The sequence below is a fragment of the Anoxybacillus sp. P3H1B genome, from assembly GCF_001560855.1.
In the GTDB taxonomy this organism is placed as follows: Bacteria; Bacillota; Bacilli; order Bacillales; family Anoxybacillaceae; genus Anoxybacteroides; species Anoxybacteroides rupiense.
In genome coordinates this window covers 108,983-125,689 of record NZ_LPUG01000016.1, presented here as the reverse complement: position 1 = coordinate 125,689, position 16,707 = coordinate 108,983, and the positions used below count along the sequence as shown (strand labels likewise).

Here is a 16,707-nt window from a genome sequence, read left to right as displayed (position 1 = left end):
AATCAAAAGCCCTTTCTCCTCCGCGTCTGATCGTTTTGCCCAGGTGGTAATGGATAAGATGGAAGAGAAAAAATACGAAGCACAGCTTGTTAGGGGGTTGGAGGCATGTAGAGATGATGGGCAACTAGGCTGAAAGATTCACTGTCCATGATTTTTTATTCCTCATCCCGTTCTCATGTTGCTACCATTTTGTTTTAAAAGAAGGAGCCATTGCTTGAAGCCACCCAAGCAGTTCACGCTCCTTTTGCCAAAAAGCAAGATGTTCTTTTGCATATATGACAGCTTCATTTTCATCGCCAAGACTATAAAACGAAGGAGAATTTGTTGGAGGCCTCTTCTTTTTCAATACATAATCCATCACATACTCATTTGTTTGCCAAGCTTGCTCTAACAATTCCTCCATCTCTTCATGAAGACCGTATCTCAAGTACGCTAAAAGCAAGCGATTATAGCTGATGAAGGCAGTGGGCTCATCATACTGCTCTATCAGTTCTTCTGCTTTTTCGTATTTTTCCGTTTCTAAATAAGCAGGCAACAGCACATAGCGAGTTCCTTGATTGTCGTTAAAATCTAATTGAAGCAGCTGCTCATACTGCTTAATCGCTTTTTCTTTTTCTCCGAGCAGCCAAAGTGCCTGTGCGTACTTTTCTTTTGCTCTCATATATGATCTTGTTTCCGTTATCATCCAGAAATGACCTTTATAGTCACGGAAGAAGCTCTTTCCAAGCTCCTTTTCTCCCGCTTCCATTCCTTTTTGATAATAGGTCACTGCTTCCTTCAATGTCGTTGCTTCGTCACCTAAAATATTATAAGCAGCTGCACTATTCGGGTACAAACGCAAAGCTTGATGCACAAGCTCCTTTCGCCTTTTTGGATTTACTTCGTGAAATGCTTGATCAAGCAATTCTTGTGCTTGTTCTCTCAACGATTCGCTCTTTTTATTAGTAAGCATCGATTGAACAAACAAGTGTCCTTCTTGAGCTGCTGAATCGTTTGGTTTCTGTATGAGACGACGAATATTATGCCTGTTTGGTTCAGTCGTGATTTGCGAATGGGGAATGAACTCTGGGGTTAAAATGCGTCCTTCTTCAAAATGATCTATTTTTTTATATATTTGTGCGATAAACTCTGCCATAGACTCTTCCATTTCGCGATATTTGATAGCCATGCTCCTGCTGGAAATCCTGTAGCATTTTGCGATCTCTTTCTGTGTTGCCGCTTGGTACGGAATCACAATGACAAGAGTTAAATAATGGATAGCAGCTGCATACAGCTCCGGCTTTTGAATAAAAGGCCGCTCTAAGCCGCAATATACCTTCCATAGCACAATAGCCACATAAATCCAAGGCCCATTTCCATGAATTTCTTCCATTCGCTCCTGCAATACATAGGCCACCTGTTCATAAACTGGTTGCTCCCATTCAAGCGATTCAATTGAAAGATATTTAGAAGATAATTGTAAAAAGCATTCATATAATAGCTCCGGAAAAGATAAGGTAACAAATTCACGGACAGAAACATCTTTTTTTTCATCAAACATCTCCTGAAGGAGTTCAATGACTGTTTCGGCTACGTGCCTTTCTATTTCTAAACAAGAAATAAAAAAAGAATAGGCTGGACCAGAGGATACAAGGGTTCCGATAAGCAAATGGCCCTCTTTTATTTCTGGTTTATCGAAGGCAATACGTTTTTGTTTTTGGGTAAAAATATCTTCAGCGATCACAAAGCTGAGGGATTCTCGTTCGATGACGCGCACAAACGAAGGGAACTCACGACCCCAAGTGTGGAGAAGTTTGCGGATAGTTGGGCTCTTAATCTGTGAAGCGCATGTTTGGATATAATGTTCAATAATCGTTTTTCTGTTCACCAACGGTTGGCAGAATATCGCCCATAAAGTGGTATAAAATACAAACAGTTCGTCCCATTCATCATCTAGTAAATGGTTCGTTCTTCGCGCAATAAATTCACCCAGTTCCTTTTTATGTTTTGTCAAGGCATAATGGAGCAAATCGCGCTGGACCTGCATAACCTCCTGCATGATGAATTCATTCATCGATATTACCTCTCGCTGCTTGCCACAACATTTTTGATATTTTTTTCCACTTCCACAAGGACAAAGATCATTTTTCCCTGCTTTCTCCATCCATCTTCACCTCTTTCTTATTGTTTATGATCATATATTTTTGATCACCTTGCTAGAAAATCCTCTATATTCACCTTAATATTTCTTAATATTTCGACATATAATCCTCTCGATCTCCACTCCGTTAAGAGATGGGATCTCGGTGGATGATGTTAAAACAATGAAAATTATATGATCTGTCTGTTATGGTCGATTGATAAAGGAGTTTAAAAAAATAAAAGCAGCCTTTATTGCAAAAAATTTAAAAACGCCTTATTCAGGCGTTTTCTTCTTCCAGCTCTTCGACTGGCACTTCTCTCGTTTCTTGAAGCAGACCGTCACGCATATGTACCTTGGCTGTTCCAGCTTTCTCATTGTAATCGTCAATCCAGACAGGCACACCATTGTAATAAACAGAAACATCAGCAGGTGAAGAAATAATTTGCTTAACACGGTTCATATCCATGAAAGCATCCTCCTTGCATTGGTTAATAGCAGTAGTAGTGTTGGCAATTGAAGAAGATCTATGCAAGAAAAACATGATTTTGTGCAAAATATCCATATCTATAAAAATGCAGAGGGCTGCGGAAAATCGAAAGCTAAAGGCAAAGCCACGGACTTTTTCTTGCGTTATGTGACCATCACATGGCAACAAGCCAAACAACGTCGCCTCCAGCCCCATTCATGGATCTATAAGCGATTGGTTATTCAGCGACCCAACCACTGAACCATGCAAGCCTTATCTCATACCAAAAGCGAAGTGGTGAATCTGCATCTATATGCCTAAATGAAGGAGGAAACGATGAAATACGCTTATTTTCGTCTCCCTATATTTGTCCGCATGCTGCTTGTAGGATTCAGCTTTATTCTTTTATTCGGAGGTCTGATTCATGCCGCAGAGCCGAATACATATCGAACGTTATTTGATGGCATATGGTGGGCCATTGTAACGGCCGCAACCGTCGGCTATGGAGATTTTGTTCCCAAAACGATGCTTGGCAAATTTCTTGGCATTGCGCTTATTTTATTTGGTACAGGCTTTATTTCGGCCTATTTTGCAGCGCTATCTGCTTCCGCCATATCCAGAGAAAATGCTCTCTTGCATGGAAACGTTGCTTATACAAAAGAGGGGCATGTTGTTGTCGTCGGCTGGAACGAACGAGTACGCGAGCTGCTCAAGCAGTTAACAGCCGCTCACCCGTCCTTTACTTTTGTTATTGTAGATGCAACACTAGACGTTCTTCCGGTTTCTTATAACCAAGTCCACTTTATTAAAGGAAATCCGACCTATGATTCGATCTTACAAAAAGCGAACGTAGCAAAGGCAAAGATGATTGTTATCACAGCCGACCAGCATAAAAATGAATTGGATGCCGATATGGCATCAATTTTAACTTTATTGTCAGCCAAAGGAATCAATCCAGACATTTATGCCATCATTGAAATTTTGACGACGCAGCAAGTCAACAATGCCAAACTAGCAGGTGCAGATGAAATTATTCAAACGAACCAGCTCTCAAGCTTTTCGATCATCAACAGCCTTCAGTCTCCGGGCATTTCGCCGCTAATTGAACAGTTATTGTATCGACTTGGGGAAAACTGTTTTCAATTTCTTGATCCACCTGATGAGCTGGTTGGACAGACAATGGCTGAAAGCAGCCGCATTTTGCTTAATCAACAAATTCTGTTGATTGGAATTATCAGAGAGGGAGTGCCATTTATGAATCCCTCCCCCCTTTTTACCATTCAACAAAGCGATCGGCTTTTTGTGCTTAAGCATCACTGAAGCAAATGATTTTCCAGCTCCTTCACAAGTATTTTGCCTATATTGATATATTTTTCTGGAATTTGAGCGTCTGGGTCTTGTGGCTCTGCAAATTGATTAAATGATGCGCTCAAATTTCCGATATGGGCATGATCATCCACGCCAATTTGGTATTTGTGTGATAATAAATAGGGGCGCCCTAGTTTGACGGTTGTCCCATTGGAGTCAAGCTGCCCATCAACGGCTTCAAATGGGACACGCAAAAATTGATAGCCCACTTCGTCGTCAATTTTATAATCGAATGAACCATGGTCGTAATCCCAATTGCCACCAATAACATAGCCGAGCGGTTTAAGCTCCTGTTCAAGCTTATATAAGCGAAATGTTTTGCCTTCTAATGCGGAAGGAATTTCAATCATGACAAATGACCTCCTTTTTTAAATAGATTGCCCTAATTGTCATGATCTTAAAATATATACACACAACTTAACATGTTAACATTTGCTTTTTTCTACTTAACAACGCCGCGTTACAGAAGCAAGAATAGGTCTAAAAGCGGCGTTGCTTCAACCGTAGCATGCTTGTTTGATCTTTATATTTTTATACTAAAAAGGCATGCCGTTTCCTCTATTGTTCCATAGCTTTTAAATATCTTCTTGGCAACCGAACGTGGAATAATTCCCCGTTTTTCAGAAATTCTGTTTCAGCAAATTTCATGAGTCGCAAATCGCCTAATGCGAGGGCTTTGTAGCAAAGATGAAACGGAGAAAGCTTCCCGTTTTCTTTAGCTATCTCTTCCAATAAATAAAGAGCTCTTTCTTTTGAAAAAGCATCTGGCTGGCGCGCTAAATAATGTGCTTTTTCCGCCTTATCAGTTAAATATAAATTTTGGTGCATTCCATTCGTGATTTTAATAAAATCATGCGTCGCATAAAGGGCGTGCTCATAATCCAAAAACCGCTCAGAACTTCCAATTTCCTTAAAATGTTCAATCGCTTTTTCAATATAATAAATACTTTTGTTATAATCGTCATAAACATAGATCTCTGCTAATAAATGCAGCATAGAATTAACAAAAAATGGGAATTTTCTGAAATTTTCTAAATTGATCGTCTCTTGAGCGATTGAAATCGCATCTTGTAAATGCGATTGCTTTGTATAATAAATCGCCATGATTTCTTTGATTCGAATCATATAGGATTCTTTGATATAGCTGTTTTTAATGAATTCCGCTTCGTTAAACGCTTCGGCAGCTACCGGTAAAATGAGTCCGTATGAATGTAAGCTAAGAAAGCTATATAAGGACATAATTTTCACTAAAACAAGAACTTCAGGTACCTCCGCTTCTTTTCCTAAGCGAAATTTCATTTTTTCTAACTCATTGTACAATTGAACAGGAGAAATCTCAGCGTTTTTTTTCTTCAGACAAAGCAAATACAGATCGCTAAAGCAGCTCGGATAAAGCTCAGCCAAGCTAGATACCAGCTCATATAGCCCATTGTTGGCGGCCCATTCAATCGCTTCTCGAACAGCCTCGTCGTTCTTATTATTTAGACAGTAATCGATAATGAACGATGACTGATGATCTGTGTCAAATAAAAGACAACTCATGGACAAAAAATGATGAAAATGCATGGATTGATTTTCCGGAACATATTCGTGAATCTGCTTGTCCAGCATTTGCGTGCATTGCAAAGCAGGATCCTCTTGCTGCGTCCGTTCTTGATTCATTTTTTGCACAAAATTCCCCACTATACTCCTCCTCTGTCAACAGGATTTTTTTCATGTAATAAAATTAGCGAAAGCAGAAGGAACAAAAGCTGGTTCTTTCAATATTCGCTCTTATCTTATTATTATGGCATAAAAAAATTAAACATCCAACAGATATGGATAATTATGGTTTGTTTATTTTTTTGCAATACATTCATTCTCGACTGCATCCTGCAACAAAGGCCAAAAGTATACGAAATAAATCTTTTTCCTACCACATTGCCTGCCTTATTCTCTGCATCCTACCAATGCAGCATTTTCTGTGCGTCCTACATATTGTCTCGCTTTTTAGCATAATCCCATATAAAAAAATGCTCATAAGGTACATTATACAGCTGAGCCAGCTCCATTAGCTCCTCCGCCGTAAAAGGCTGCTGGCCGCTTTCTTTGCGATGATAAGGATAGACGGTATTGAACCCTAAAAGCTTTGCAACCTCCCCTTGTGATAAACCTTTTGCTTTTCGACATTCTCTAATTTTGCGAAGATTGACCTTTACCAATGACCCCACCCTCTTTTCTGTTGCATTTTTCGCAATCAACACTTCTTATTATATGTTTCATTTTTCGCAACGTCAAACATTTTCTTTCGTTTTTCGCAATTTTGTTTTGCACTTTTAGCAATTATGATATGATTTTTTTCGAGAAACATAAGGGAGTTATGCGAGTGATGAGTGTACTAGGTTATCGGTTGAAAAAGTTAAGAGAAAAGCATAACCTTACCCAAGAACGGGCTGGGGAAATTTTCGGTCTTACAAAATATCAAATTCATCGCTATGAATCAGGAGCAAGCAATCCCGATCCTGAGACGATTCGAGAATTTGCAGATTATTATGGTGTATCTACTGACTATTTGCTTGGACGCACCGTCAATCCGGACACGGCAACGGGCGAGGAACATGCTCAGAAGGAAGAACACGATCCGGAGTTAGATGTATTGATCAAAGAGTTGAAAAACGCTCCTAAAGAACAACGTCAGCAACTTCTAAAAATATGGGAGATTATTAAAGGAAAAGGAAATCAAACGAACGAGGAATAATGATAGTTGAGTTTTATTGTTCAAAATAAGAGGCTGTCTCTATCCATATGATCCTTGAGAGGAATGGAGGCGGAGCCTCTTTTTTGTTGGGAGCCGAGGACAGCTGTTGTCTCTAGCATGTTTCAGCTCATAAGCTTCGTTTCCCCAATATCTTTTATCAACTAAGGAGCTTTCCCTTCTATACTCTTGGCTAGAGGCAGGAGGCTTCTAGGTGAGTATTATGGTCAATTCCTTAAACACATCGCAAATCGGGGTCCCTCAACATTGTAAGAGACCCCGATTTTTCTTGCTTTTTATATGTCGCAAAACCTCGTTATTTCAAGCGTTTTTCAAGCTCGGCCTTCTTCTCCTCATAGCCCGGCTTGCCTAAAAGAGCGAACATGTTCACTTTATAAGCTTCTACTCCCGGTTGGTCAAATGGATTCACTCCTAATAAATAGCCGCTCATGGCGCACGCTTTTTCAAAGAAGTAAACGAGGTAGCCGAATGTATATTCATCTAATCGTGGAAGCGTCACGACCAAATTCGGAACTCCTCCGTCAGTATGAGCGAGCAGCGTGCCTTCAAACGCTTTTGTATTAACAAAATCAACCGTTTGCCCCGCTAAATAGTTCAAGCCATCCAGATCGCTGTCTTCGGCTTCAATCGTCAGTTCATGGCGCGGTGTTTCCACTTTAAGAACGGTTTCAAATAAATCGCGACGTCCTTCCTGCACATATTGTCCTAATGAATGGAGATCGGTCGAGAAGTTTGCAGATGCCGGGAAAATGCCTTTTTGATCTTTCCCTTCGCTTTCGCCAAATAATTGCTTCCACCACTCTGCAAAATATTGCAGCGCAGGCTCGTAGTTGATCAGCATTTCGATTGTTTTTCCTTTATTGTAAAGAATATTACGGACAGCCGCATATTGATAAGCCGCATTTTCCTCAAGCTCAGATTTGCTGAAGTCTTCACGCGCTTGTGCTGCCCCTTTCATCATTTCTTCAATGTTAGCACCGCTGACCGCAATTGGAAGCAAACCAACAGCCGTCAAAACGGAATAGCGTCCGCCCACATCATCCGGAATAATAAAGGTTTCGTAGCCTTCTTCTGTCGCCAATGTTTTAAGCGCGCCCCGAGCACGATCCGTTGTCGCGTAAATGCGTTTACGAGCTTCTTCTTTTCCGTATTTTTCTTCCAGTAGCTTGCGGAAAATACGGAAGGCGATTGCTGGCTCCGTCGTTGTTCCTGACTTGGAAATCACATTAATGGAGAACTCCTTGCCTTCCAGCAAATCCATGACATCTTTCATATAAGTCGAGCTTATGTTATTGCCAACAAAAATAATTTGTGGCGTGCGGCGCTGTTCCTTTGGCAGCACATTATAAAATGAATGCTGGAGCATTTCAATAGCCGCCCGGGCCCCCAAATAAGACCCGCCGATACCAATGACAAGCAATACATCGGAGTCTGCTTGGATTTTAGCAGCTGCTTTTTGAATACGGGCGAACTCTTCGCGATCATAATCAACAGGAAGGTCGATCCATCCTAAAAAATCATTTCCCGCTCCTGTTTTTTCATGCAATGAATGGTGTGCCACCTTCACGGCATCGCGCAAATATGTAAGCTCATGCTCTCCGAAGAAAGCTCGTGCTTTCGAGTAATCAAAACGAATATGTGTCATACTCTCGTTCCTCCAAGAGAAAAATATTGTACTTCTTACACTTTAACGAAACAAGCAAGGATAATCAAGCGATCAAAAAGTTGAAAACGGATTCATTTTGAACATTTTTGTCTTTGACAATAAATCTGTGCAAACAACAAAGATCCTTCTTCTTAATTATCAAAAAGCGAACAAATCATCCGCGCAACGAAATGGTCTTTCATAAGAAATAATTGGATTTTAATTCAAAAAAAACATATAATTATGCAAAAAAAGAAAGGATCGCTATCAATGAAGCTAGTTCCTGAATCTTCTCATTTCCAGGATTATCTTGAAGAACTAAATGTGGTCAATTTCTCTCATCCCCTTATCCAGCAAGCTGTCTGTGAATTGTTTCATCAAGGGATGCCTGAAATGGAAAAAGCAAAAACAGCCTATGAATTTGTAAGAGATCGCATCGCTCACTCTTGGGACATTCAAAGTTCAAGAATTACATGCAAAGCTTCAGAGGTGCTTTACTATAGGGAAGGAATTTGCTATGCCAAAGCGAATTTATTAGCCGCATTATTGAGATCACAAAAAATTGCAACCGATTTTTGTTATCAGCGGCTTAGGCTCTTTAATTCCCCAGACCAAGGCTATTGCATTCATGCATTGAATGCCGTATTTCTCCGGGCAATCAATCGCTGGATCCGCTTAGATGCCCGTGGGAACAAGCAAGGCATACATGCAGAATTTTCCCTTGATCAAGAAAGGCTTGCATTTTCTGTCCAACCTCAATGGGACGAACAAGATTTGCCCGTCATTTACACTAAACCGAATCCGAAAACAATCGCTACCCTGCGGGAAAACACAAACGCGCTCGTCATGTACCAATGCCACCTCCCTGAAAATTTATAAAAATACACGTTCAAAATAGGATAGGTAAAACAGGATGCAACAAAAGGAATGACTTCCCTTTGTTGCATCGCTTCATGCTTTTAACACTAAAGAGAGGCCCGTAAAATCGCCAGCACGTCCTCACGGTTTAAGCTTTTAAAACGGCCAAATTCGCCAAACGCCATCGCTTTATCAGCCATTAATTCAAGCTGTTCATCACCGATGCCATAATCAGCTAAACGCGACGGTGCACCGATGCTTGTCCAGAACTGGCGCAGCTTCTCAATCCCTTCAAGCGCTGTATCCCGATCAGATTTTCCAGTCGAATCAACATCAAAGACGCGAACAGCAAGCTGTTTAAAACGAGCCACATTTTCATCAACAACGTGCTTCATCCAATTTGGAAACAAAATGGCCAGTCCTCCTCCGTGAGGAATGTCATATACAGCTGATACCGCATGCTCGATATTGTGAGTCGCCCAATCGCCGCGTAATCCCATTTGCAAAAAGCCATTGAGCGCCATCGTTCCGCTGTATAAAATCGTTTCTCGCCATTCATAGTTCTCCAAATCATTGACAAGCTTCGGCGCTGTTTCAATGACTGTTTTTAACACCGCTTCGCACATCCGATCTTGAAGTGGCGTATTAGGAACATGGTGAAAATACTGCTCAAATACATGTGACATCATATCTACTATTCCATAAATCGTATGCTCTTTTGGAACAGTCATCGTGTAGGTTGGATCTAAAATCGAAAATTGCGGAAATACAGCCGGACTGCCCCATCCATACTTTTCCTTTGTCTCCCAATTCGTAATAACAGAGCCTGAGTTCATTTCTGATCCAGTCGCCGCTAACGTCAAGATCGTTCCAAATGGAAGGGCCTCTGTCACAAATGTCTTTTTCGTCACAAAATCCCATGGATCTCCCTCATATTTTGCCGCAGCCGCTATCGCTTTCGTGCAATCAATCACACTGCCGCCGCCAACTGCCAGTAAAAAATCCATGTGCTCCTTCCGGCAAAGCTCTGCTCCTTTGCGAACCGTTGACACACGCGGATTAGGCTCCACTCCGGATAGTTCGAATATCTCCTTCCCCATTTCGGCTAATAACGCCACGACTTCATCGTATAATCCGTTGCGCTTGATGCTACCGCCACCATATACGATGAGTATGTTTTTAGCATCCTTAGGAATTTCTTGTCGCAACTGTTCAATTTGTCCTTTTCCAAAAATTAATTTCGTTGGATTGTGAAAAACAAAATTCTCCATACCTCTTCTCTGGCTCCAAAAATTCCAAACGGCTCCACTGAGCAATCGCCATCTCTCTCCTTATCTATCGACCATGTCCACTAGTCGCTCAGCTATTTAGTGCCAGAATTTACACCTCCTTCTTTTACCATCATTATCGTACGTTTCATTTCCTTATGTAAAATGATTTGCTTTGAAGAAACAACCAGGCATATTTTTGTGCATATTTTTATTCTTGATTATGCAACCTATACTTGAACGATCTAAAAGCAAAAGGAGGAATCCTCAATGAGTGGACTTCAACGCGTTGCGTTATTACTTACAATAATCGGTGCGATTAACTGGGGCTTAATTGGTTTCTTTCAATTTGATTTAGTAGCAGCTATTTTCGGAGGACAAGACTCAGCATTAGCTCGTATCATTTACGGCCTTGTCGGAATCGCTGGATTAATTAATTTAGCGATTTTATTTAAACCAGCCGAAGAGCTTGGACGTACAGAACCCAAAACCTCTCGTACGTAAAACAACAAACATAACACTCACCATTCACAGGGTGAGTGTTTGTTTTTATTAATTGAATGAATCCTCGCACTTCGATTGTTCAATCCATTCTTCTAATTTTCGCTTTAAAGTATTAAATCCTTTGGCTGATTCATTGGCTTTTACAATTTTAACCTTTCGCTTTCTTCCCCTTTTTTCCGCGCCCGAAGTCTCAAGCGCACGTATAGAAAGGCTGGCTCGCTTTGTTTTTTCATCAATGGAAAGCACCTTTACGGTTACTTCATCACCCATTTTGATAAAATCGTGAATATTTTTAACATATTGATGGGAAATTTGCGAAATGTGAATAAGTCCTTGTATATCTTCATCAATGGATACAAACGCGCCATACGGCTGAATTCCCGTCACAATCCCTTTGACGACGCTTCCCACTTTTAATTTTCTCAAAAAAAACAACTCCTATTTGTTGATTTTCAAATATGCAGTTCTAAATTATACCATGATTGAGCAAACGAATCAAAAAATTATAAAAATTTTCTGCACAGTTTTCAACGAATTAGTGAAATGTCCTATCAAGAAGAATAAAACATGATATGATGGAGATACAAAGAATGCAAAGGAGGGTAATAAATTCATGAGTGCGATTGGCGAGAACATCAAAATGTACCGAGAGAGGCGCAACATGAGTCAACAAGAGTTGGCGCTAAAAGTACGTGTGGGGACAGCCACAATTCAAAAATACGAATCTGGAGAGCAAATTCCTGACGTCCCAACCATTCTTAAGCTTTCTACCGTGCTGGATGTTCCAGCTTCAGAGCTCTTAGAAAAAGGGGCAAATAATACCGCTTCGGAAATGGATCCTGAAATTGAGCATTTGATCAAAGAAATAGGATTAAAGCGGGCAAAGCTGATTTTGCGCAAAGCAAAGGAGTTCAGCGAGGAAGACTTTCTCCGTGTCATGCAAATGCTTTATGAAATCAAATACGGAGACCCTCAATAAAAGAGGGCGTTTCCGCCACCTCAAACAGTGGCGGAAACAACAAGCTTCCCGCGTTTACAGCTGAAGCAAAAATCTTCTCATTCGCTTGGTCGCCTCTTGCAGTTGCTCAAGTGATGAGGCATAGGAACAGCGTACATATCCTTCTCCATTCTCCCCAAACACACTGCCAGGGACAACTGCCACTTTTTCCTTTAACAATAGCTGTTCGGCGAATTGCTCCGATGTAAGACCTGTTTCCCGAATGGAAGGGAATGCATAAAATGCTCCACCCGGCATATGACAGCGCAGGCCTATTTCATTTAATGATTGAACAAAATAATTGCGGCGGCGGCGATAGCTTTTGCGCATTTCCTCCACGTCATGTTCACCGTTTTTTAACGCTTCAATGGCTCCATATTGAGCCATTGTCGGTGCGCACATCATCGCATATTGGTGAATTTTCAGCATCGCTTGCATGATTTCCTCAGGAGCAGCTACAAAGCCGAGGCGCCATCCCGTCATCGCGAACCCTTTTGAAAATCCAGACACTAAAATCGTGCGCTCCCGCATCCCTCCCACTGCGGCAAAGCTCGTATAATTCTCGTCATATGTTAGCTCGGCATAAATTTCATCGGAAATGACTAGCAAATCATGCATGTTCGCAATGTGAGCAATCGCGGCCAGCTCTTCTTTGTTCAATACAGTACCAGTCGGATTATTGGGCGAACAAAGGAGGATCGCTTTCGTTCGTTCCGTTAATGCTTGCAAAATTTGTTGGGGACGAAGCTTAAATTCATCTGTTCCCTCTGTCCGAACCGGTATAGGAGTTCCTCCAGCCAACGTCACAAGCGGTCCATAGGAGACAAAGCTTGGTTCAACAATGATGACCTCATCACCCGGATTGATGATCGCCCGCAAAGCCAAGTCCAGCGCTTGGCTCGCTCCAACTGTCACAAGCACTTCACCCTCCGGGCAATATTTCACTTGAAACTTCCGCAGCAAATAAGAGGAAATTTCCTCCCGCAGTTCCATTAGTCCCGCATTGGCCGTATAAGATGTATGCCCTTGTTCCAGCGATAAAATGCACGCTTCTCGCACGTTCCATGAGGTGATGAAATCAGGTTCTCCCACCCCAAGCGAAATAACGCCATCCATGCTTGCAGCCAAGTCAAAAAAACGCCGAATGCCTGATGGCTTTAATCGGCTGACCGTTTCCGATACATATGTTTTGGTTGCCCGCGTCATGGTGACACCACGATACGCCGATCTTGTTCTCCTTGCTCAAACACCGTACCATCGTGTTTATATTTTTTCAAAATAAAATGTGTTGTCGTGGAAATGACTGATTCTAGAGTCGATAATTTCTCTGAAACAAAATGAGCCACCTCCGACATCGAGCGTCCCTCAATAACAACAGATAAATCGTACGCTCCTGACATTAAATACACCGACTTAACCTCTGGAAAGCGATAAATCCGTTCCGCAACTTCGTCGAATCCAACGCCGCGCTTCGGTGTCACTTTGACATCAATCATCGCCGTTACCCCCTCATGCCCATCAATTTTCCTCCAATCAACAATAGCGGCGTATTGAACAATGACTTTTTTCTCCTCAAGCTTTTCTAAAATCGCTGCTGCTTCTTCTGTTGTTAATGAGGCCATCTTTGCCAATGTCTCCAGCGGCAAACGGGCATTTTTTTCGAGTATTTCCACGATTTCCAGTTCTTTTTCCGTCAATTTCATCATGAATCCCCCCTATAGAGAATTTTCACACAATTCATGATCATTTGCACGAAAAATTTTTGATAGAAGCAGCAAAAATAAGCAAAGCGATCCGCAGCCGTTCATCTGCGCGATCGCTTTGCCCCATTGACGTTTTTCATGGCGCTCATCCATGTTTTTATCAGCCAAAAGCGAGAATCGATTATCATGACAGCGAGCATTCTGCTCCATGCTTGACCACTAATAAAGCTTCCGCTAATTTCATGCAGTTGCTGAAAGGAATTAGCTGTTCAAAAGAGAATTCATAAATGGATTGGATTTTTTTAGCAAGCGTATAAGCATCATGGCATTCATGAACAGCTTGAATCACATCTACCGCCTCCGTTTCATAGGCTTCTACTCCGTAGCCAAACGGGTCCCAGCGCTGAATCATCTCAAGCAATGTTTGATTGGTTTTCGCCGCATTCATCGCATGATCCGCCTTTCCTTATGAGATGATAAACCAATTATAATCGATCACACGGAGCAAAATAAAGCGGTGGATGGAGCCTTTCTTTTAGCGTGGGCATCGCGGCTTTTTTGGAGGCTCTTTCTCAATCAGAAAAAAATAAGCCATGATGGTCATCCTTCGCTCAGTGATTATTTTGTAAGAAAGGGGTTATTTACCATGTATTCATTTGACGATATGATCGAGCGGCGGCACACCCACTCGGTAAAATGGGATGAAGCAGAACAAATATTCGGGGTTCCAGACGTATTGCCAATGTGGGTAGCGGATATGGATTTTCAAGCTCCTCCTCCTGTCATCAAAGCGCTCACTGACCGTTTGGAGCATGGGGTATTTGGTTACACTGCCATCCCTCACTCGTTAAAAGAAGCACTCGCAGAATGGCTGAAAAACCGACATCAATGGACGATTGAGACAAATTGGATCTCATTTTCTGCTGGTGTTGTTCCGGCGCTAGCAACATGTATCGAAGCTTTCACTTCCCCAAATGATGCGATTGTGGTTTTCACGCCAGTATATCCTCCTTTATTTCAACTTGTACAAAAAAATGGGCGAAAACTGTTCAAAAGTCCCCTTCTTCTGACTGAGGGTGGATATCAAATCAACTGGGACGATATTAAGGAAAAGTTAAAAGGGGCCAAAATGCTGCTTTTATGCAGCCCTCATAATCCTGGGGGACGAGTATGGACCAGAAAAGAATTGGAGACTCTAGGATCTCTCTGCTTAGAAAATAACGTGATCGTTGTATCCGATGAAATTCATGCGGATTTAACATTTTCGCCATTTCGTCACACTCCGTTCGCTTCCATAAACGAAGCCTTCGCCAGCATAAGCGTGACATGCTTGGCACCGACGAAAACATTCAATTTGGCTGGCTTGCAATCAGCGAGTGTGATTATTCCAAATCGCGATTTAAAAAAACAATTCGATCAAGTTCAGCATCGGCGCGGCTTTTTTACACTTAACACATTCGCCACTGTTGGAGCGGAAGCCGCCTACCGTTATGGAGGTCCGTGGCTTGATGCACTATTGGAATATTTAAAAACCAATATAGACCGTACATGCACGTTTATTCACAATTCTTTCTCAGGCGTACAAGCCGTTCGTCCAGAAGCAACATACCTTATCTGGATCGATTGTCGCGGCCTTGGAATAACAGAAACGGAGCTTAAGCAGCGGCTTCTCCATAAAGGGAGAATTGCTGTGGAAATGGGCAGCAAATTCGGTGATGAAGGACGTGGATTTATCCGTCTTAACATCGCCTGCACAAAACAAACGCTTGAAAATGCCTTCGAACGACTTCGGGACGCTTTCGAGGGACTGTAAGCCTATTTTTCTGCTTTGAAACTCAAAAACCTTGACGAGCAATAGCTTGGATTGAAAGGATGGGATATAGATGAAAACGATTGTCATAACAGAGTTTGGTCCGCCGGAGGTCATGAAGTATACGGATATACAGAAGCCAGACATTTCACCTAGCTTTTAGCAACTGGACAGCTAAAAATGAAAATCGGAAAACCATTTATGCGGAAAGAAGCGATCGAAGCGCACCATTAGCTCGAAAGCAGAAGTAGCGTCGGAAAGATTTTATGGACGATTCGATAAACCTCCCCACCTCCACTTCGCTTAGAGGTGGGAGACTTCTCGATGGATGGTGTTAGAATGCGAAAAATATGAAAAGATTAAACATAACACTTGATTTCTATAACAATGAAAAAACTTGCAAAGAAATCCTCTAATTCTTTATCGTTTGATCTCGCCACAGGCAATTCGATCTCCCGCATCTCCCGCCGGCTGAGTCATTCCATCATCTTGGCCTGCATGAATCACTAGAGCGGTGCCTGCTTTGGTTAGTAATGTCTCCTTACCTTCCTTTAGTGTCACCTGCGGGGCCATCAATTCCGTTTTTACAGTTCCGTCCTCTTTCACAATAATGTTGGGCAAATCACCGGCATGCGCTCCTTCTGGATGAAGTAAACCGTGCTTTTTCTCATCAGGATTATAATGGCTGCCAGCTGACTGAAAGTCTGGTTTTTTACAGCTGGCTTTTTCATGAATATGAATTGCATGCGTCCCCGGAGGAAGCCCCTCCAAATCTAATGAAATTTTGACCCCTCTCGGCTGCTCGGATAGCTTCGCCGTCCCCAATACTTCGCCTGCACGATTCACCATTTTGACATTGAGCTTTGTTGGTGCAGACTGCTTGCAGCCGCTGGCAAGCACAAGTATAGCCAATAACACATATAATCTTTTAAACACAAAATCCCTCCCGCCTCTTTTTTCATGCAGTATTTCCAGACGAAAGGGAATTTAAACGATTATTTGTCATCTTGAATAATATTTTCTCTTCTGAGCTGCTCTTCAAATTGCTTCGCTTTTTCTTCCTGATATTTTGAAATTTTAATAATAAGCCGCATCGTTAAAAGAGCAGCGATTAAAAATAAAGTACACGTAATAGCCGCTGGAATGTATTCACGCTTGTCTTCTGGAAAATATAAAAATAAGTTAAGGATATATGGAATCATCATTTCGTC

The 16,707-nt window shown here is 41.7% G+C and carries 19 protein-coding genes and 1 pseudogene; 6 read left to right on the top strand and 14 right to left on the bottom strand.

Going from position 1 to position 16,707, the window contains the following annotated elements; all coding sequences use genetic code 11:
• Window positions 1–181: 181 nt before the first annotated feature.
• From AT864_RS10605 to AT864_RS10600, 3 genes and pseudogenes are all read right to left on the bottom strand, one after another.
• Entirely contained in the window at window positions 182–2,053 is a 1,872-nt protein-coding gene (locus AT864_RS10605; RefSeq protein ID WP_201296003.1) for a hypothetical protein, read from the bottom strand.
• Between the two features lie 18 nt (window positions 2,054–2,071).
• A pseudogene (locus tag AT864_RS18695) lies at window positions 2,072–2,143 on the bottom strand (SEC-C metal-binding domain-containing protein); the annotation flags it as partial.
• A gap of 256 nt (window positions 2,144–2,399) precedes the next feature.
• Window positions 2,400–2,588 carry an H-type small acid-soluble spore protein gene (locus AT864_RS10600; protein WP_066148897.1) on the bottom strand — a complete coding sequence of 63 codons (189 nt, stop codon included), beginning with the start codon at window positions 2,586–2,588 and terminating at the stop codon, window positions 2,400–2,402.
• A gap of 336 nt (window positions 2,589–2,924) precedes the next feature.
• Between AT864_RS10600 and AT864_RS10590 the strand changes: the two genes are divergently transcribed.
• Window positions 2,925–3,908: a TrkA family potassium uptake protein gene (locus tag AT864_RS10590; RefSeq protein WP_231734629.1), complete on the top strand. Its 984-nt coding sequence runs from the start codon at window positions 2,925–2,927 to the stop codon at window positions 3,906–3,908.
• Here the strand turns inward: AT864_RS10590 and AT864_RS10585 are convergent.
• From AT864_RS10585 to AT864_RS10575, 3 genes are all read right to left on the bottom strand, one after another.
• Window positions 3,902–4,306, bottom strand: coding sequence for a YugN-like family protein (locus AT864_RS10585; protein ID WP_044745080.1), 405 nt, complete (start codon window positions 4,304–4,306; stop codon window positions 3,902–3,904). The two genes, AT864_RS10590 and AT864_RS10585, sit on opposite strands and share 7 nt — an antisense overlap.
• 208 nt (window positions 4,307–4,514) lie before the next feature.
• Window positions 4,515–5,639: an AimR family lysis-lysogeny pheromone receptor gene (locus AT864_RS10580; RefSeq protein WP_044745081.1), complete on the bottom strand. Its 1,125-nt coding sequence runs from the start codon at window positions 5,637–5,639 to the stop codon at window positions 4,515–4,517.
• 287 nt (window positions 5,640–5,926) lie between these two features.
• Entirely contained in the window at window positions 5,927–6,157 is a 231-nt protein-coding gene (locus AT864_RS10575) for a helix-turn-helix domain-containing protein (RefSeq protein WP_044745082.1), read from the bottom strand.
• A 167-nt stretch (window positions 6,158–6,324) separates the two neighbouring features.
• Between AT864_RS10575 and AT864_RS10570 the strand changes: the two genes are divergently transcribed.
• Window positions 6,325–6,693, top strand: coding sequence for a helix-turn-helix domain-containing protein (locus AT864_RS10570; protein ID WP_066148895.1), 369 nt, complete (start codon window positions 6,325–6,327; stop codon window positions 6,691–6,693).
• A 313-nt stretch (window positions 6,694–7,006) separates the two neighbouring features.
• Here AT864_RS10570 and AT864_RS10565 read toward each other — a convergent pair whose 3' ends face one another.
• Window positions 7,007–8,356 carry a glucose-6-phosphate isomerase gene (locus tag AT864_RS10565; RefSeq protein WP_066148893.1) on the bottom strand — a complete coding sequence of 450 codons (1,350 nt, stop codon included), beginning with the start codon at window positions 8,354–8,356 and terminating at the stop codon, window positions 7,007–7,009.
• Window positions 8,357–8,626: 270 nt separating this feature from the next.
• Here AT864_RS10565 and AT864_RS10560 point away from each other — a divergent pair, with 270 nt between their 5' ends.
• Window positions 8,627–9,235, top strand: coding sequence for a transglutaminase domain-containing protein (locus tag AT864_RS10560; RefSeq protein WP_066148891.1), 609 nt, complete (start codon window positions 8,627–8,629; stop codon window positions 9,233–9,235).
• An 86-nt stretch (window positions 9,236–9,321) separates the two neighbouring features.
• Here AT864_RS10560 and AT864_RS10555 read toward each other — a convergent pair whose 3' ends face one another.
• Window positions 9,322–10,485, bottom strand: a complete 1,164-nt coding sequence (locus AT864_RS10555) for an iron-containing alcohol dehydrogenase (RefSeq protein ID WP_066148932.1) — start codon at window positions 10,483–10,485, stop codon at window positions 9,322–9,324.
• A 267-nt stretch (window positions 10,486–10,752) separates the two neighbouring features.
• On the opposite strand from AT864_RS10555, the gene AT864_RS10550 reads away from it, so the two are divergent.
• Window positions 10,753–10,986: a DUF378 domain-containing protein gene (locus AT864_RS10550; protein ID WP_044745087.1), complete on the top strand. Its 234-nt coding sequence runs from the start codon at window positions 10,753–10,755 to the stop codon at window positions 10,984–10,986.
• Window positions 10,987–11,034: 48 nt separating this feature from the next.
• Here AT864_RS10550 and yugI read toward each other — a convergent pair whose 3' ends face one another.
• Window positions 11,035–11,412, bottom strand: coding sequence for a S1 domain-containing post-transcriptional regulator GSP13 (yugI, locus tag AT864_RS10545; RefSeq protein WP_066148889.1), 378 nt, complete (start codon window positions 11,410–11,412; stop codon window positions 11,035–11,037).
• A gap of 187 nt (window positions 11,413–11,599) precedes the next feature.
• On the opposite strand from yugI, the gene AT864_RS10540 reads away from it, so the two are divergent.
• Window positions 11,600–11,965, top strand: a complete 366-nt coding sequence (locus AT864_RS10540; RefSeq protein ID WP_044745089.1) for a helix-turn-helix domain-containing protein — start codon at window positions 11,600–11,602, stop codon at window positions 11,963–11,965.
• Between the two features lie 54 nt (window positions 11,966–12,019).
• Here the strand turns inward: AT864_RS10540 and AT864_RS10535 are convergent, their stop codons facing one another.
• The 3 genes from AT864_RS10535 to AT864_RS10520 all read right to left on the bottom strand — a co-directional run bounded on the left by AT864_RS10535 (window position 12,020) and on the right by AT864_RS10520 (window position 14,134).
• The gene (locus tag AT864_RS10535; RefSeq protein WP_066148888.1) at window positions 12,020–13,189 is read right to left on the bottom strand and encodes an aminotransferase; all 1,170 of its coding nucleotides are present in this window, start codon (window positions 13,187–13,189) and stop codon (window positions 12,020–12,022) included.
• Complete coding sequence (locus tag AT864_RS10530; protein WP_044745091.1) at window positions 13,186–13,686, bottom strand: Lrp/AsnC family transcriptional regulator; 501 nt, start codon at window positions 13,684–13,686, stop codon at window positions 13,186–13,188. The genes AT864_RS10535 and AT864_RS10530 overlap by 4 nt, the downstream gene beginning before the upstream one ends.
• A 184-nt stretch (window positions 13,687–13,870) precedes the next feature.
• Window positions 13,871–14,134: a DUF1871 family protein gene (locus AT864_RS10520; protein ID WP_044745093.1), complete on the bottom strand. Its 264-nt coding sequence runs from the start codon at window positions 14,132–14,134 to the stop codon at window positions 13,871–13,873.
• Between the two features lie 198 nt (window positions 14,135–14,332).
• On the opposite strand from AT864_RS10520, the gene AT864_RS10515 reads away from it, so the two are divergent.
• Entirely contained in the window at window positions 14,333–15,499 is a 1,167-nt protein-coding gene (locus tag AT864_RS10515) for a MalY/PatB family protein (RefSeq protein ID WP_066148884.1), read from the top strand.
• 417 nt (window positions 15,500–15,916) lie between these two features.
• Here AT864_RS10515 and AT864_RS10510 read toward each other — a convergent pair whose 3' ends face one another.
• Entirely contained in the window at window positions 15,917–16,432 is a 516-nt protein-coding gene (locus AT864_RS10510; RefSeq protein WP_066148882.1) for a superoxide dismutase family protein, read from the bottom strand.
• Between the two features lie 59 nt (window positions 16,433–16,491).
• Window positions 16,492–16,701 carry a hypothetical protein gene (locus AT864_RS10505; RefSeq protein WP_066148880.1) on the bottom strand — a complete coding sequence of 70 codons (210 nt, stop codon included), beginning with the start codon at window positions 16,699–16,701 and terminating at the stop codon, window positions 16,492–16,494.
• Window positions 16,702–16,707: the final 6 nt, after the last annotated feature.

Excerpts from the sequence above, each read along its gene's own strand:
- AT864_RS10605 (WP_201296003.1), bottom strand. The coding sequence starts at position 2,053 with ATGAATGAATTCATCATGCAGGAGGTTATGCAGGTCCAGCGCGATTTG.
- AT864_RS10600 (WP_066148897.1), bottom strand. The coding sequence starts at position 2,588 with ATGGATATGAACCGTGTTAAGCAAATTATTTCTTCACCTGCTGATGTT.
- AT864_RS10590 (WP_231734629.1), top strand. The coding sequence starts at position 2,925 with ATGAAATACGCTTATTTTCGTCTCCCTATATTTGTCCGCATGCTGCTT.
- AT864_RS10585 (WP_044745080.1), bottom strand. The coding sequence starts at position 4,306 with ATGATTGAAATTCCTTCCGCATTAGAAGGCAAAACATTTCGCTTATAT.
- AT864_RS10570 (WP_066148895.1), top strand. The coding sequence starts at position 6,325 with ATGAGTGTACTAGGTTATCGGTTGAAAAAGTTAAGAGAAAAGCATAAC.
- AT864_RS10565 (WP_066148893.1), bottom strand. The coding sequence starts at position 8,356 with ATGACACATATTCGTTTTGATTACTCGAAAGCACGAGCTTTCTTCGGA.
- AT864_RS10560 (WP_066148891.1), top strand. The coding sequence starts at position 8,627 with ATGAAGCTAGTTCCTGAATCTTCTCATTTCCAGGATTATCTTGAAGAA.
- AT864_RS10555 (WP_066148932.1), bottom strand. The coding sequence starts at position 10,485 with ATGGAGAATTTTGTTTTTCACAATCCAACGAAATTAATTTTTGGAAAA.
- AT864_RS10550 (WP_044745087.1), top strand. The coding sequence starts at position 10,753 with ATGAGTGGACTTCAACGCGTTGCGTTATTACTTACAATAATCGGTGCG.
- AT864_RS10540 (WP_044745089.1), top strand. The coding sequence starts at position 11,600 with ATGAGTGCGATTGGCGAGAACATCAAAATGTACCGAGAGAGGCGCAAC.
- AT864_RS10535 (WP_066148888.1), bottom strand. The coding sequence starts at position 13,189 with ATGACGCGGGCAACCAAAACATATGTATCGGAAACGGTCAGCCGATTA.
- AT864_RS10530 (WP_044745091.1), bottom strand. The coding sequence starts at position 13,686 with ATGAAATTGACGGAAAAAGAACTGGAAATCGTGGAAATACTCGAAAAA.
- AT864_RS10520 (WP_044745093.1), bottom strand. The coding sequence starts at position 14,134 with ATGAATGCGGCGAAAACCAATCAAACATTGCTTGAGATGATTCAGCGC.
- AT864_RS10515 (WP_066148884.1), top strand. The coding sequence starts at position 14,333 with ATGTATTCATTTGACGATATGATCGAGCGGCGGCACACCCACTCGGTA.
- AT864_RS10505 (WP_066148880.1), bottom strand. The coding sequence starts at position 16,701 with ATGATGATTCCATATATCCTTAACTTATTTTTATATTTTCCAGAAGAC.